This is a genomic window from Psychroserpens luteus, assembly GCF_015319355.1.
Lineage (GTDB): Bacteria > Bacteroidota > Bacteroidia > Flavobacteriales > Flavobacteriaceae > Psychroserpens > Psychroserpens luteus.
Genome location: NZ_JADILU010000007.1, coordinates 56,186 through 72,117, shown reverse-complemented (window position 1 = coordinate 72,117; position 15,932 = coordinate 56,186). Strand labels below are relative to the sequence as shown.

At 32.3% G+C, this 15,932-nt stretch carries 17 protein-coding genes; 3 read left to right on the top strand and 14 right to left on the bottom strand.

Going from position 1 to position 15,932, the window contains the following annotated elements; all coding sequences use genetic code 11:
* Positions 1-151: 151 nt before the first annotated feature.
* Positions 152-832 carry a hypothetical protein gene (locus IM744_RS16250; RefSeq protein ID WP_194509226.1) on the top strand — a complete coding sequence of 227 codons (681 nt, stop codon included), beginning with the start codon at positions 152-154 and terminating at the stop codon, positions 830-832.
* Positions 833-1,111: 279 nt separating this feature from the next.
* Here the strand turns inward: IM744_RS16250 and IM744_RS16245 are convergent, their stop codons facing one another.
* Positions 1,112-1,378, bottom strand: coding sequence for a hypothetical protein (locus IM744_RS16245; RefSeq protein WP_194509225.1), 267 nt, complete (start codon positions 1,376-1,378; stop codon positions 1,112-1,114).
* 108 nt (positions 1,379-1,486) lie between these two features.
* A complete protein-coding gene (locus IM744_RS16240) occupies positions 1,487-2,770 on the bottom strand; it encodes an exo-beta-N-acetylmuramidase NamZ family protein (protein ID WP_194509224.1) in 1,284 nt (427 codons plus the stop codon).
* Positions 2,771-2,779: 9 nt separating this feature from the next.
* Here IM744_RS16240 and IM744_RS16235 point away from each other — a divergent pair, with 9 nt between their 5' ends.
* The gene (locus IM744_RS16235; protein ID WP_194509223.1) at positions 2,780-4,018 is read left to right on the top strand and encodes an ABC transporter permease; all 1,239 of its coding nucleotides are present in this window, start codon (positions 2,780-2,782) and stop codon (positions 4,016-4,018) included.
* A gap of 215 nt (positions 4,019-4,233) precedes the next feature.
* Positions 4,234-5,214: a PLP-dependent cysteine synthase family protein gene (locus IM744_RS16230; protein ID WP_194509222.1), complete on the top strand. Its 981-nt coding sequence runs from the start codon at positions 4,234-4,236 to the stop codon at positions 5,212-5,214.
* A gap of 73 nt (positions 5,215-5,287) precedes the next feature.
* On the opposite strand, the gene IM744_RS16225 is transcribed toward IM744_RS16230, so the two are convergent.
* The 12 genes from IM744_RS16225 to IM744_RS16170 all read right to left on the bottom strand — a co-directional run bounded on the left by IM744_RS16225 (position 5,288) and on the right by IM744_RS16170 (position 15,847).
* Positions 5,288-7,015 carry a T9SS type A sorting domain-containing protein gene (locus IM744_RS16225; RefSeq protein ID WP_194509221.1) on the bottom strand — a complete coding sequence of 576 codons (1,728 nt, stop codon included), beginning with the start codon at positions 7,013-7,015 and terminating at the stop codon, positions 5,288-5,290.
* Positions 7,016-7,367: 352 nt separating this feature from the next.
* A complete protein-coding gene (locus tag IM744_RS16220; RefSeq protein WP_194509220.1) occupies positions 7,368-7,895 on the bottom strand; it encodes a CIA30 family protein in 528 nt (175 codons plus the stop codon).
* Between the two features lie 344 nt (positions 7,896-8,239).
* The gene (locus tag IM744_RS16215; RefSeq protein ID WP_194509219.1) at positions 8,240-8,614 is read right to left on the bottom strand and encodes a hypothetical protein; all 375 of its coding nucleotides are present in this window, start codon (positions 8,612-8,614) and stop codon (positions 8,240-8,242) included.
* A gap of 32 nt (positions 8,615-8,646) precedes the next feature.
* Complete coding sequence (locus IM744_RS16210) at positions 8,647-9,315, bottom strand: BON domain-containing protein (protein WP_194509218.1); 669 nt, start codon at positions 9,313-9,315, stop codon at positions 8,647-8,649.
* Between the two features lie 5 nt (positions 9,316-9,320).
* The gene (locus tag IM744_RS16205) at positions 9,321-9,464 is read right to left on the bottom strand and encodes a hypothetical protein (RefSeq protein ID WP_194509217.1); all 144 of its coding nucleotides are present in this window, start codon (positions 9,462-9,464) and stop codon (positions 9,321-9,323) included.
* 602 nt (positions 9,465-10,066) lie between these two features.
* A complete protein-coding gene (locus IM744_RS16200) occupies positions 10,067-11,146 on the bottom strand; it encodes an NADH:flavin oxidoreductase (RefSeq protein WP_194509216.1) in 1,080 nt (359 codons plus the stop codon).
* 95 nt (positions 11,147-11,241) lie between these two features.
* Positions 11,242-12,258 carry a tetratricopeptide repeat protein gene (locus tag IM744_RS16195; protein WP_194509215.1) on the bottom strand — a complete coding sequence of 339 codons (1,017 nt, stop codon included), beginning with the start codon at positions 12,256-12,258 and terminating at the stop codon, positions 11,242-11,244.
* Between the two features lie 64 nt (positions 12,259-12,322).
* Positions 12,323-13,483: a M28 family peptidase gene (locus IM744_RS16190; RefSeq protein WP_194509214.1), complete on the bottom strand. Its 1,161-nt coding sequence runs from the start codon at positions 13,481-13,483 to the stop codon at positions 12,323-12,325.
* A 30-nt stretch (positions 13,484-13,513) separates the two neighbouring features.
* Positions 13,514-13,780 carry an acyl-CoA-binding protein gene (locus IM744_RS16185; protein WP_194509213.1) on the bottom strand — a complete coding sequence of 89 codons (267 nt, stop codon included), beginning with the start codon at positions 13,778-13,780 and terminating at the stop codon, positions 13,514-13,516.
* Positions 13,780-14,430: a phosphatidylserine decarboxylase family protein gene (locus IM744_RS16180; protein WP_194509212.1), complete on the bottom strand. Its 651-nt coding sequence runs from the start codon at positions 14,428-14,430 to the stop codon at positions 13,780-13,782. Before IM744_RS16180 ends, IM744_RS16185 begins: the two co-directional genes overlap by 1 nt.
* The gene (locus IM744_RS16175; protein ID WP_194509211.1) at positions 14,420-15,241 is read right to left on the bottom strand and encodes a phosphatidate cytidylyltransferase; all 822 of its coding nucleotides are present in this window, start codon (positions 15,239-15,241) and stop codon (positions 14,420-14,422) included. Before IM744_RS16175 ends, IM744_RS16180 begins: the two co-directional genes overlap by 11 nt.
* Complete coding sequence (locus IM744_RS16170; protein WP_194509210.1) at positions 15,242-15,847, bottom strand: LUD domain-containing protein; 606 nt, start codon at positions 15,845-15,847, stop codon at positions 15,242-15,244. It lies immediately after the preceding gene.
* Positions 15,848-15,932: the final 85 nt, after the last annotated feature.

Here is a 15,932-nt window from a genome sequence, read left to right as displayed (position 1 = left end):
TCGAATCAGTAATTGCCTTTAACTTTGTCATGTAATTAAGTTGGCTTTAGGCTAAAACTAAAAGTTAATTTAGTGCAAAACATAAAATAATCCAATGCTCTCTTAACGAGGCTGGAAGTTTTTTAGTTTAATCTTTAAATGACCCCAAATCATGAACAAGTTAACTATCATTGGCGTGCCAATAACTCGCCTATTTGCAATAGTGATTTTCCTACTTATAAGCAACAGCAATGCATTTGCTCAAGAGGAAACTTATACTACAATTAGAAAAAATGTCAATCCGTTGGCTTATGAGCTCAATCATGATCTATCAGACCAACAAGATTCTTTACTCTTAGAAAATAAATATTTATTTAAAAAGGTACGTTTTGTGAATAAAACGACCGAAAAAGTTTTTGACTTTAAACCTGCGGTTAAGAGTGCGAAAATTTCTTTAGAAGAATTGCCTCTAGGTAAATATACAGTAATGTTTTATCAAGCAGATAAAATTATTGTGTTTCAATTAGATCGACTGTTACCGTTTGATTATACTTCTCCATTAGAATCTGATATTGCTATTGCAGGTCTAGATGATACTGCTCTTGCAAGTCTTGATAATGCAATATTAGAAGACGATAATGATGTAGCAAGTATTTCAATAGACTTTGATTTAGAATTAGATAACGTGTCATCTACCTTGGCAAATAATAACTCAGATAAAGATTATGAAGCTTTTGAAGAAAAAGTAAGTTTATCTTATAATCTAACTGAGAAAGACCGTTCAAAAGTTCAATCAAGAGCAGAATACAGACGCACAAACTTGAGACCAAACGGTAAGCCTTACAGTGATTAATAGAAGTGAACAAAACGAAAGCGAAGTAAATTTAAGTATTGAATCAAAGTCTATTAAAATTCCATTAACCAATTTAACTAGTTTAATCAAAAGGAACATGTGTTTGTAGCGGTTCAAGCTACACTACGAATTGTTTTTTTGGTTAGATTATTTGAAGATTGTGAGTTGCTGTTGGATATGACTGATTTGCTTTTCTTGCTTAAGAATGAGTAAGAATAATTTGTTTCCAATTAAAGTTGTCATTCCGCACTTGATGCGGAATCTATAATCTATAATATTTTACCAACTTTGTTTCTTTCCTCCACTACTACCAGAATAGGGAAGTGGTCTGTCAAGATGCCTGTTTTTATTGAAAATCACATTAGATAGTTTTTCGAATTCAGGATATTTTTCAACCCTAGAATTAATAGCTTCCATGATTATGTTTAATTGTTCCGTTTCAATATGTTTATTCCATACCAACTTATCTGCATATGTTTTTATGCCTTCAATATTATTTTTTAAATCTGCTTTTAGAAATTTTTGCCAATGCTCTTCTATAATCATTTTATCAGCTTTGCAACTTTTCCAAATATAGTATTGGAAAAGTAACGCAAATACAGACATGATTATGAAAGATGTCACAATAATGGAAATTGGACTCATATATTTTCCCTATTCATAAATCAAATACTGAGCTCTAACAGTTCTAAATTTCTTTAAACCATCAACCCAAGTTTCCTTTATCTCTTTTTCAGAAACACCAGATTCAATCTGCATTCGTAAGGCCTTCGTGCCAGCAAGGTTGGTAAAGAAATCATTAAAAAATATCTTTTTATCAATTGAGTTTTTATACGCTTTAATCAAATAACTTAAATCTATTTGATTAAGGTTTTTACGCTCGCTTAAATCCTCACCATAGCAAAGTATACCATCATGTTTTGGATATTTAGCACCTTCATTTGGCATAGGGATATATTTAAAACTATAAACTGTTTTATCTAAATATGGACTACCATAAATCTGAAACTGTTTAGAAGTCCCACGACCAGCATTGACATTCGTGCCTTCAAAAAAGCATAGACTAGGATAGAGGTTAATGGATTTATCGTTTGGTAAATTAGGAGATGGTTTTATAGGTAAATTATATGTTTTATCGTGTGCATAGTTTTGCATTTCAATAACCGTTATATCACACGTTATCTTGTTCTCTAGCCAACCTTGACCATTTATCATTTTGGCATATTCACCAATGGTCATCCCATGAACCACAGGTATTGGATGCATTCCTACAAAACTTTTATGTGCTGGTTCCAAAATAGGACCATCAATATAATTTCCGTTTGGGTTTGGTCTGTCTAAAATAATAACAGGAATATTAGCTTCTGCGCAAGCTTCCATCACATAATGCAAACTAGAAATGTAAGTGTAAAAACGGGCTCCAACATCCTGAATATCAAAAATAACAACATCTAAATCTGCTAATTGCTCAGGAGATGGTTTTTTATTTTTTCCGTAGAGAGAAACTATAGGTAAGTTGGTTTTGGTATCAATACCATCTTTAACCAATTCACCAGCATCTGCTTTACCTCTAAAACCATGCTCTGGAGCGAATACTTTTTTGATGTTGACATTTCGTTGTAATAAAGTATCAACCAGATGAGTGTAATTGTCATTTTGATAAACTTGCGACGAAGCAATCTCTTTAAAAACCACACTCGTCTGGTTCGCTATAATTCCAACACGTTTTCCTTTTAATAAAGGCAAGTAAGCATCCGTTCGATTAGCTGCAACAATGATATCATCACTAAATTTTGAATTACTATCATCCTGAACTTGTTTCAGGATCTCATTATTTTGAGCAGAATCATTCTTAGATTTTGAGCCACAAGAAATCATCACTAAAACAAACACTATAATTATTGGGAAAACCCTATTTTTGAATATTGATAAACGCATATAATAATTTTGAATTACGAGTTTTTTATAGCTAAACGCATTATTGGTAGTAAAGCGTATAAAAGTAGTGTTTCAGCACCAATAATAAAAATTGGTATTGCTGCAATTGCTATTGGTATTGTGGTGATGCTCATTGCCATTGCTACAGGTTTAGGACTCCAAAAAAAGGTGCGAGAAAAGGTCGTAGCCTTTAATGGTCATATTACAATCAATAATTATGACACCAATGAGTCTAATGAATCTATCGTACCAATATCAACAGATCAAGAGTTTTATCCGCAATTTAATTCCGTAGAAGGTATTAAGCACATTCAAGGTGTGGCGACTAAATTCGGTATTATTAGAACCGAAACCGATTTTGAAGGCATTGTCCTCAAAGGTGTTGGCAGTGATTATGATTGGTCGTATCTCAAAGATTTTCTAGTAGAAGGCATTTTACCAACCTACGAAGGCAAACTTAGCAATGACGTTGTGATTTCTAGCTATCTAGCTAACCGACTCAATTTTAAAGTAGGTGATAGTTTCCAAACTGTTTTTAGTAAAGGGAGTATTGAAGAGATCCCGTTTCAACGAGCATTTAAAATTGTTGGGATTTTTAATTCTGGGTTTCAAGACATTGATAAAAATTTCATGATTGGAGATTTAAGCCACATCCAACGTATGAATAAATGGGAAAAAAACGAAGTTGGAAACTTTGAAGTCTATCTCGATGATTTCTCTCAGCTTTTAGAAAAAGAACAACAAATACGAGACAAAACACCATCGTTTTTAGACACACAAACCATAGAAGAAAAATTCTCTACGACCTTTGAATGGATTAAAATTTTCGATAACAATACCTACGGAATAATCACCATAATGATCATCGTTGCAGGAATCAACATGATTACAGCCTTACTCGTTCTCATTTTAGAACGCACCCAAATGATTGGAATTTTAAAAGCCTTAGGCAGTAGCAATTGGAGCATTAGAAAAGTGTTTTTATATAACGCAACCTATTTAATTGGCTTAGGTTTGCTTTGGGGAAATATCATTGGCCTAACCTTATTATTTGTTCAGCAAAAGTTCGAGTTCTTAAAATTCCCAGATCCCGAACAATATTATGTCTCAGTAATTCCTGTGCATATTGGTTTAGATTACATCATACTTCTCAATATTGGGACATTCATCGCGTGTTTTTTAATGCTACTAATTCCATCCATTATTATCTCGAAAATTTCACCCGTTAAGGCAATTCGTTTTAAGTAATTTTTTTCAAGTTTGAACCTGTTAATTTGGGCGTTACCCTTTATCACTTTATGGTGATAAAGCGTCAGGCTGTACGTTATATCTTTTTTTCGTTTTCATTTCGCAAGCTCAATGACCTCAAAAAAGGATGCCACTTCCATCCTTAACGCGAAAACCAGTTAAATTTCGTGTTAAACTCTAATATTTATCTATTTTTGCATGGTAAAATTTTGACTATGCAATACGCTAAAAACATTCTAGAAACTATAGGAAATACACCTCTAGTAAAACTAAATAAATTAACAGAAGATTTACCATGTTTGGTACTCTCAAAATACGAAACCTTTAACCCAGGAAACTCAACAAAAGACCGTATGGCCTTAAAGATGATTGAGGATGCTGAGGCTGATGGTCGATTAAAACCAGGCGGAACAATCATAGAAGGAACCTCTGGAAACACAGGTATGGGATTAGCTTTAGCTGCCATTGTAAAAGGTTACAAATGTATTTTTGTAATTAGTGATAAGCAGTCTAATGAAAAAATGGATATTCTTCGTGCTGTAGGAGCAGAGGTTGTAGTTTGTCCAACAGATGTTGAGCCATCAGATCCTCGTAGTTACTATTCAGTATCAAAACGTTTAGGTGCAGAAACGCCTAACTCTTGGTATGTGAATCAATACGATAATCCAAGTAATGCTGCAGCGCATTACGAAAGTACAGGTCCAGAAATTTGGAAACAAACCGATGGTAAAATCACGCACTTTGTTGTAGGAGTAGGAACTGGAGGAACAATCTCTGGAGTTGGTAAATACTTAAAAGAACAAAATCCTGATATTAAAATCTGGGGAATTGATACTTACGGTAGTGTGTTTAAAAAATACCACGAAACAGGGATTTTTGACGAAAAAGAGATCTATCCTTATGTAACTGAGGGTATTGGAGAAGATATCTTACCAGAAAATGTAGATTTTTCTATCATTGATGGTTTCACAAAAGTAACCGATAAAGATGCAGCAGTATACACGCAAAAACTAGCGAAAGAAGAAGGTATGTTTCTTGGAAACAGTGCAGGAGCAGCAATAAAAGGTGTACTACAATTAAAAGAACATTTCACAAAAGATGACGTCGTAGTTGTTTTATTTCATGACCACGGAAGTCGTTATGTAGGTAAAATGTTTAACAACGATTGGATGCGTAAAATGGGATATATCGAGTAGTAAATAGAAAATTTATATATAAAAAAATCCTAAACTAATTAGTTTAGGATTTTTTCATTTACACTAAAATAAATTATTTTATGATAATCTTATTAGTTGCTATTTCACCACCATAACTGTATTTGATGAAATAAATACCACTAGTTAGATATGACAAATTATAACTAACTTTTGATGTATGCATCTCTTTAGAAAAAACGTTAAACCCTGTTAGGTTGAAAATTTCAATTTTAACACTACTAAACTGATTTTCTTTTGAAAGTAAATTAATAATATGTTCAGCTTCATTTTGATTGAGATTTCTGTCACTAAATTGAGCATTCATCCATTCATATAAATCTACTTTTTCGACTTCCAACGTATTAGTAGAGTTTATAAATCGCTCCAATAGAGGTGATTGTTTGTTTAAGTTGGTTTTATCTTTATCAGATCCAGAGAATCTAGCAGAAATCACACCATAGTATCTTGTGATTCCGTTTGACCAACTTGAGGGATTACCACAGTTAACAGGTAAGTTTCTTGCTTTGCTATTTATGATAAAAGGGCTATAGTCGTTTTTATTTATGGTGACAATAGCTGTGTTTCCTGTATCATTAATAGCATAGTAGTCTGAAGGATTAGATGAATAAACAGTATGATTCCATTCAATATTACTACAGTTGCTTGCGCATATGGCATGCTCAAACGAATAGGTTTGTCCACAACATATAAGATTATTAGGGCTATTTGGAGACACAATAATAGTTGGTGTTGTTGAACTTCCACCGTATAAAATGTTAACGCTTAACTGAAATACTGTAGTAACACCATTATCTACTATTGTAGCTGTGATGATATTATTTGTGCCAGAGGTAAAAGAACTTAATGTGCAAGCACTTGTGCCTTGTCCAGAAATAACATACATTCTATTTGTTGGATAGCTCCATGTAATACTTGCACCAACAGGTAAGTTGTTAAATGTGAATGTGGTAGGTGTTCCCAGACATATTTCATTAGGTCCATCAATTCCTGCATTACAAATTGGAGCGACTACTTGTTGGAGTAAAGTTGAGCTTGCTAAAGACTGTCTAATTCTATCTGCTTGTCCAATGGTAAATTCATCTCTATTAATATAGTAAGACATATAATTATCAATATCTGGACTATATCCTCCTGAATTCCCTGTATTGGCATCTGCAGGTGTATCACAAACTCTATCTCCACAAGTCCCACAATTAGAACCGTTAATTGCTTCTGCGCAACCACTAGTCCCAGAAGCAGTTCCTTGAAATGTGTGCCATAAATTTAGGCAATGACCAATTTCGTGTGGTGATGTAGATAAGAAAACTCTATCACTTCTAATAACTAAATTGTTAGAAGGAATATTAATGGCAGTTCCTGCTACAAATCCATTACCAACGTTCCATAAACTATCTACAATATAATAGTTTATGGAATTTGAAAAATTATTTACTTGGGCCAGATTAGCTGCTTCTGTAGAATTGTTTATTGTTTGATAATTAGTATTATCTATGTAATCAAATCCACTAGTCGTAAATGTAATATCATGATTGCCAAATTGAAGGTTTAGATCATCTGTAATTAATTCTAATTGATTTTGATTAATTCCTCCAATCCCACTGCTATTTCTTATAATATGATAATAAATATTTATACATACAGGTGTATTTCTATTCAAATAACTTGGATCAATAATTGTTAAGGAACCTTTAATCTTAGGTTCAGGTGTTCCACATATTTCTTGGGCATGACTTATAGCTAGTCCAAAGAGAAAGATGAAGAGTATTGTTATTTTTTTCATAATATTTAAATTTAAATTGTTAATTATTATTTAATCAAAACAAAACAATATAAAACAGCTAAGGCGGATAAAATTTGGGATACATGTATATAAGAATCATATTAAACATTTAGATTTACGATGTTGAATAATAGATTATTAATTTGATAATTTTAATTGAATTTTGGTTAGGGGAAAACCGTAAACATTATGCGGGAAAACCGTACTTTGTAGAATTAGTAGGTTATAAAAATGAGGGAAAAATCGGGAAAAGTGAAATTTTAACATTCACTTAGAATCATGTGGATGTACTATTATAAAGATAAATTAATCGAGAGTTTTTAATATTTTATTTAAATTGATTTGAAATATTTTATTCTAATACAATAGTATCAAGGAGCAATTCAAAAGATTGCTCTTTTTTGTTACCTATTAAAAAAGCAATTTCCTCCAATTGCTCACCTTCAAAGTTAGGTTCATTAAGTTTACGACCTCTAAATCTTGGTTCCATAGCTGCAAAAGGGACTTCAATAGTCATCCAATCTGTAGTGGTTTCAAATTCATAAACGTAAGAGGCATAATCGCTAGATGCTGTCTTTACACCAAACTGGTAATTCTTGCCATCACCTTTTAAGCGAATTTTTATTTTACTGAAATACAATACCTTTTTTGTGTCAAAATTATAACGAAGCGATGAAAACCCACCATTGTTTTCTAAAGAGATTTGACCACTAAATTTTCCGTGACCATCATCATTAATCTCAAAACTACCGTTTGAGTGTCCACCCATAACGACGTCATCTACTATTCTCCAATGACTAATGTCTGAAGTTGCATTAAAGTTAAATAGTCTCTCTTTTGGCATAAAAATTAAGATTGCAATGACTATAAAAAGTCTCATAAGATTACTTTTTATAAAGATACGACGTGGATTAATTATTGTAAAGCGTGTTAACTAAATTTTTGGAGTTTTTGGGTTGGTTCTTCTAACGTGTTGTGTATAATTTTTGCGACTGAGAATTTGCAGGCATTTTCAGTTGTAGCAAATCAATTATTAGAGCAAGCTTTTTCTATTGCAAAAAAAGGTTTGTCTTGTGATTAAAATTTTGTTTCAAGATGAGCTTAAGATTGTTTTTTTTTAATACAGATCTTTGCTAGTTGTAGTTTTTTTCGGTTTAATCAATATAGAATAATCTTATCATTTCATTCTTGATTTTGTCATTTCTATTTGAGTTTTTGTATTATTCAAAAATGCTTTTTCACAAAAGCAACCTGCTCATTATCCGTCATCTTACCTGATGATTCTATATCAATTTTTATGTTTTTGAAATGTAAATCTTTATTCAAGTAATTATGCAGTTCTACTTTTGCGTTTGTAGGTCCAAATAAAAGCACATGTTTGAATTTTAAAATTTCAGACCCAATTTGTTTATAAAATTTCTCTTGCATTTGTTGTCTTTTGTTATGCATAAGACTTTCACTTCTATGCAAAGCATCTTCCTTTGTTTCTGAAGTGAATTTTGAAGATATAGAATGCATTTCTTTGTTAGAGTCTAAATTAATTAAATTGGCATTCGAATGATCCATCCAGATGCCTAACTTATTATTTGTTTTATTCATTTTGGTTATTTATTAAATGTTAATACATTTATTTAGCTTACTAGCTCATGGATATACTCAATCTTTAATTCATTGTGTACATTACAGATGGAAGGTGTATTCCAGACAATTCGTTCTGCCTCATCTCTTTGATACCATGAAATCACTGTTCCAGAAAGTTTTACTGTAGTTCCTAATAAGTTTACATTAATTCCTGAATCATCAATGACATTTATCCTTAGTGCTTTTTCAATATCCTTGAGTTCAATGGAATCGTCAGATTTTGATTTAATTTTAATATTGTTTGTTACACCTCTAACACCATAAAGAAAGTGTACTGCTTTTTTAGCAGCTTCTCTTTGATAGTTCCAATCAAACTTGCCATCTAAAGTAACCCAACCATTTTCAACTTTTACGGTTATTTTATCTTTTGGTAAGGTCCATGTTCTTTTTAAAGCTTTAGAAATTTTCTTTACAATTTCTGAATCTGTTTTCATCCATTTGCTTTGGATTTTTACTTTAATTTTTTCAATCAAAACTTTGACACCTATTACTTTTTTGGCTGCATTTTGTGCTTCCATTTTTTTAATATAACTATCTACTTTACCAGTAAGTAAAACAAAACCACTTTTAGCTGCTACCTCGATTTCCGTAAAATGTAATAAGGGTTCCAATTTAATAGCGGTTAATACATCTGCACGTAATTCTGCATCATTTTTCATCTTTACTATTTTTTGTTTTGTTGTTTTTTTATAGTTGTATCATAAATATTAAAATGGCTGGTTAGTTGATTAATATTACCAGTGGGATTAGTTGGATGAGTTTGCTCTTTTGTTCTTTTGAATTTCTTTCTATCTTTAATCATTCCCATGTTTGTTGTTTTAATTGTTCATTATTAGTATAAAGGTTTAATACTGAAACATTGCTAATACTATCTTAAAATCAAGAATTTATGTTAAATTAAATTAACCAATGACGTGCTTTTTTATACCGTCATTTATTTTTGAAGGAGAAATGTCATGAAGTATTGTGAGTATAATATTGGTATAATTACAAGTACCAAGTATGGAAACATTTTTAATTTGAAGAGTTCTCAGTGAAGATCAATTATTTTGTTGCGCTAAGTTATTGATTTCGGGTGTTCATGTTAAATTACAGCTTATACTTTAGGATATCTACCGTTTTAATACTGAAATACTGAAATGGATTCAGCATAAGTAAATTCAGCAAAGGTTGTCGATATCTTCATTTAGACTATTTTTTAATAAAGTTAAGTTAGAGGCTTTTTTTATTAACTCAATTGGGCACTTGTTGCAAACGAGCGCTAGCAGAAGAAATTTCATTCTGATGTTTTAATTGATGTCAACGCTTAAGGATATCGACTGTTTCAATTGTAGATATCCACAGCTAGACGAAGTTAGTTGATTTTTGTTATAAAGTCAATACGTGGTTCTATGTATATTTTAAGAAGTCTCAGTCTTCTACAAATCCATCCCAACGTTTCATATACGTGACAAATTCATCACCCAAACCTTCTTGTTTTAAGTAACTTATAGATACAGGAGTTGGTGTTGGTTTAAAGTCTGGATTAGCTATGACTTGCTTTGGGAAATCATGATGTAGAATCGCTGAGTGACCAATAGACACAAAATCTACTGTAGTATTTAAAACCTTGTGAACGTCTGCTCCAGAATTGATTTTTCCTGCGACTGTCCATTTTACATTTTTAAAATCGAGTTCCTCAAAGTGGGAGAGGAGTGATTTGTTTTTATAGGCTTCATCTTCTGGAGTTTTAAAAACATCCCAAAGTGAAATGTCTAAAAAATCTATTTGATTGGTATCTATTAATTGTTGTGAAATCGTTTTAACTTCATTGAGTTGCATCCCAAAACGTTCTGGTGAGAGACGAACGCCTAATAGAAATTGTGGTCCGCAGGCTTTTCTAATGCCTTCGACAATTTCAAAGATGAGTCTTGCTCTATTTTCTAATGATCCACCGTAAATATCTGTACGTTTATTAATATCTGAGCTTAAAAACTGAGTTAAAATATAACCATGAGCACCATGAATTTCAACACCATCGTAACCGCTTTTTTGAGCTCTAATTGCTGCATCAATAAAATCTTGGCGTAATTGATAGACTTCTTCTAAGGTTAAAGCACGAGTGTTGTGTTTTTGAATTTCCGAAGGACAAACAGGTTGTTCACCAATAACATCTTCTGGAGAACGCATACCAGCATGATGTAATTGAATTACAGCCAAACTACCTTCTTTCTGGATTCCTGCAGCCAAACGTTTGTGACCTTCAATTTGGACATCTGAAAAAATTCCTAACTGTCCAGGAAAGCCTTGACCAATAGCTTGCACATGAGAGGCGCACGTCATCGTCAACCCAAAACCACCTTTTGCTCGCATGGTTAGCCAGTTATACTCATCATTAGACAATGTACCATCTTTATGGCTTTGAGTATTGGTCATTGGTGCCAACATGAAACGATTTGACATTGTTGCACCACAATTAAATGTAAGTGGAGTTTGTAAAGTTTTGGTCATAGTACAATGAATTTGTGAGTTATGAAAATTACCTAATGCTATGTAGGCTGTATTTTCATGTTTCAATTTTAAGTAGTCTAAAGGTTGCGATTGACTTATGCTTTACTTTTTAACCAAAGCATTAAAGCATCTACTTCTTGTGGATGTGAGTTAAGCCAATCTGTAGAATTCTCGTTTACAGATTGCATGACGTGGTAGTAATAGGTTTCCATAAATTCACTTTTAGCTAAATCATCAAAGAAAGGTACGTAGATGTCCCAGTAAATTCCTTTGTGTTTCTTTTTCTTAAGTTCTCCCATCATTGTGAAGAATGAATCTGTATTTGCAATGAAGAGCTCGTCTTCAGATTTACCTTCATTCTTTTCAAGTTTTTTGGAAGCTTCTAACATGGAGAGCATCATTTCGGCAGCGCCAAAATCATCATCGTCATCTGGTAACGATAAACTAATATTTATGGTATTAGGCTTGTCTTTATCTTGACTTACATTGGCTCCCATAATCTCTTTTATTAACCCAGCAGCTTGAGGTGAGCGTCTAGAATTTGGTTCTAGAAACAAAAAGTAATGTAGATTTAAAAGGGTTTGCACATTTCTACTTTTATCATAATTGAGATAAGCTAAAAGGAGATGACTACTTGCATGATTGTTTTGTACTCCTATACCTTGAGTGATCACTTTTTCGGCTTCATCAAAGTCTTTAAGTTTATAATGATTAAGTGCTAGGTTATAGTAGATCAATCCGTCGTTTTCAAATTTCCTAATTCCTTTCTTAAAGAGTTTTATAGATTCTTTAGTTTTACCCAGATTATCTAAACAAGAACCTTTTGTGATATAGGCTGCTTTAACATGTTTGTCATCATTATCTATGACAACATCACTATGTTTAATTGCTTTTTTGTAGTCTTTGTTATGGAAGTAACTTAGTGAGATTTCATAATTTACCAATGAAGATTTAGGATTTAGTTGTAAAGCCTCTTGATAAGTTTCAATGGCTTTTTCATAATTGCCTGCATCATGATATGTAATACCTTTTTCAACTAAACGATTGATGTCATTTTGAGCAAAACTAAATTGAATACTTAAACTGAATAATAGAATGTATATAAACTTCATGGGATGTGATTCTGAGATTATTATAGTAACAAGAACAAATCAACCATTAAGATACAAATCTTATTTAATCTATGACAAGCGTTTTTACAAAACGTTTGTTATCAATTTTAAATACTGCAAAATATTGAGCAGATGCAATACTATCTAAGGCAATAGTTTGGTTTTGCTTGCTTAATTTATCATGATAAACTTGTTTACCTAATGTATCAATAATTTCAAAATCTACTGCTTGTTGCAATGGTTTTTTAAATTCGATAGTAATAAAATTGCTTGATGGGTTAGGAGAGATGCTAATCATTTCATTAAAATTATTTTGCTCTTCTAGACTTAAGGTTTCAAAAGCAACCGCAAATTCTAATGCAGCTCCAAGAGATCCTTTTATGACTTCGTAAGCATAATTGACATCCATATGAGCAAGATTGTCGTTTGCAGTATGATTTACTGGTGACACATTGCTTTCATATAAACCAGTGATGATTTTTCCATTGTTTTCAAAAGGAATATAATCTGAAGCATAAGCATTTGAAATTTCGGTTTCTAAATTAGAATATAGCTCTATTAAAGTAGCTAAGCTACTTGTCGCAGCACTAGAAGCAGCGTTATTTGATTGCGGATTAGATAAATCACGTTCACAAACCACAGTGTCATTGGTCATTCCATTTACACCTCCAACTTCATCAATATTAAAAACAAGTTTAATGTCTAAATTTTGAGGTATCACAGTATTATTAACATAGTAATTACTACCAATTAATCCATCTTCTTCTCCTGAAAAGTGAATGAACTTAATAGAATATTCGGTTTCTACATTTTCTAAAAGTCTTGCGAGTTCTAAAAGTAAAACGGTTCCTGAACCATTATCATTGGTTCCTGGTCCATTAATCGTGTCATAATGTGCATCAATAATTAAAAACGTATTTGGATAGAGTGTTCCCGTTTTGGTCACAATAATATTATTACTTGTTCCCGCGGAATAAGTGAATGGTTGCAACACGACATCTGTATAACCAAGTGCTTGATAACGTGCTGTGATCCAATTTTCGGTATTTGCTAAGGCTGTAGATCCTACTGTTTTAACTCCAAAATTTTCAAAAGCAGTTAAATCACTTAGTACATTAGCTTGTGATGTATTTGCTACAATATCTGCATAAAATTGATTAAATGTTTGTGCGCTTGTTACATTTATGGTGATAAGTGTAACGAGTAAAACGAGTGATTTTTTCATGTTTGAGGCTTTGAGGTATGTTATGAAATTCTATTTTCTATATAGAAAATAGTTGTTGACCAAATCAATGTAAATGCGTTTGGCTTCATCTTCGGAAACATCTTTGATTTGAAATAGTGCATTTGTTTTAAATGCATTGATTATAGGTTTGCGACTGCTTGGTCTTTCGTAATTGTTCGTCGCTTTTTTGTAATAGGCATATAAACGCAAGAGCATGTCTGCAGGAAAAGGTTCGGTATGTGCATTGATACGCTCTACCGCTTTGTCGAATTCTATGTCTAGCGCTTTAGAAGTCATTATTTTGTGGCAATAACAGTTTCGCCTCCTTTTACTTTTTGATTTAATTCTACTTTAATGTCTGCATCTAAAGGTAAGAATAAATCTACTCGTGATCCGAACTTTATAAACCCAGAATCTGATCCTTGTACAGCATTATCGTCAACTTTTGCATAATTGACAATACGTTTTGCTAAAGCTCCTGCAACTTGTCTGTACAGCACTTTTCCGAAGTTATCATTTTCAACAACAACAGTGGTGCGTTCATTTTCTTCACTTGATTTTGGATGCCAAGCAACAAGGAACTTTCCTGGATGATATTTTGAGTAGGTTACATTTCCGCCTATAGGATAACGCGTCACATGAACATTAATAGGCGACATGAACACAGATACTTGAATGCGCTTATCGTTGAATACTTCTTTTTCAAACACCTCTTCTATCACAACCACTTTGCCATCTACAGGTGACACTACATTATGATCGTCTAACGTTGTTAATCGTTTAGGATTTCTAAAAAACTGAAGAATTAGCACTAGTAATGCAAGCATCCCAATCATGAGGAGTATTCGTAACCATGCTATATCGATGAAACGATCTATCATGAGTACAGAGCCAATGACAATGACTAACGTGATGAGAATAATTTTATAACCTTCTTTATGAAACATAAGTAATGAGTCTTAAATATAAAAATATAAATGGTGCAGCAAATATAATACTATCTAGGCGATCTAGTAAGCCTCCATGACCTGGCATAATCATACCACTGTCTTTAACATTTGCTTGACGCTTAAATTTTGATTCAATTAAATCTCCAATAGTACCAAAAACACTAACAATAATGCCTAGAATTAACCAATGCGTATAGGTAAGTGTATCTGTGAAATACCAAATAAAATAACTTACGATGCATGCGAAAAATAATCCGCCAAGAAAACCTTCAACCGTTTTTTTAGGAGAAATACTAGGAAATAGCTTTTGTTTTCCAAAATTTTTACCCACAAGATATGCAAAGGTATCATTAACCCAAACCAATATAAACGAACCTAGTAATAGTAAAGGTGTGAATTTTTGATCAACATTGGCGATGCAAATTAGAAACACGAAACCACTTGATAAATAAAAGGTTGTAATGATAAATCGTTTTGAACTAAATAATGGAATCGTTTTTTCTGAAAATAGGTCTTTGATAAGAATAAGTAGAACAAAAATGGTAATGACTAAAAGTATTTGTAAAGCTTCACTATAGCCTGTTGAGGGTTCTGTAATGAGTTTCCAATAAGCGAATCCAAAGTATAAAATTGAAAAAACAATATAAGGTATAACGCTTTTTAACTGGATCAGTTTTTTAAACTCTGTCATACAAATCAATCCAAACACAAAAAATAATGCAATTAATGCGTGTTGCCAAAAAAGTGACCCAATAAGAAGACATACGTATAACAATCCTGAAATACCTCTTGTAATAGTTTCTTTCATTTATAAATCTTCTAGAAGCAATAAATATAAGTTTTTTGAACTACTACCATAAGTAAGAAAGTCTTTATCTTCTATCGTCTTGAAGTGTTTGATAGTTGTAATATTTGTAGGAATTTTATCTTTGTTTTTTCCCTTAATGCCTCTAAGCCCTTCTCCAATATTTTGAACAAATTGGCTTGTGGTTGCGTAGATGACAAAATTATCTGGTAACTCTTTTAATTTCTTTTCTGCTATTTGATTGGATGAGATCAGTAATGAACCATCATCTGAAATAAGGTATTCACAAGTTGAAAAGAAAAATGAGCTTTCTGAAATTCGTTTGGTTTTTTCAAGGTGAAAACCTTTAAAAAGATCTTCTAATCGAGCATCAAACATTAAAACTTTGTCATTCTCCCAATTATTTTCTAATAAAATTGATTTTAGAGAACTTTGAACTTCTTGCATATTTTCACAATACAAGAATTTCCCACCGTTTGCCTTAAAGTTTATAGTGAATTGTTCGTCAACAGGTAGCGTGATTTCGGGCATGTATTTGCCTCGCTGTTCGCTTTTTATGTTGTCTTCAGGCGTGCTTTTTAAACCGAAGATTTTACGAAATAGACTCATGTAAAGGGATAGCTATTAACCTAATTGAATTAAAGTATGATTCAAATATAAAAAAACTTAAATTAATGTGAGTCAATTTAAGTTT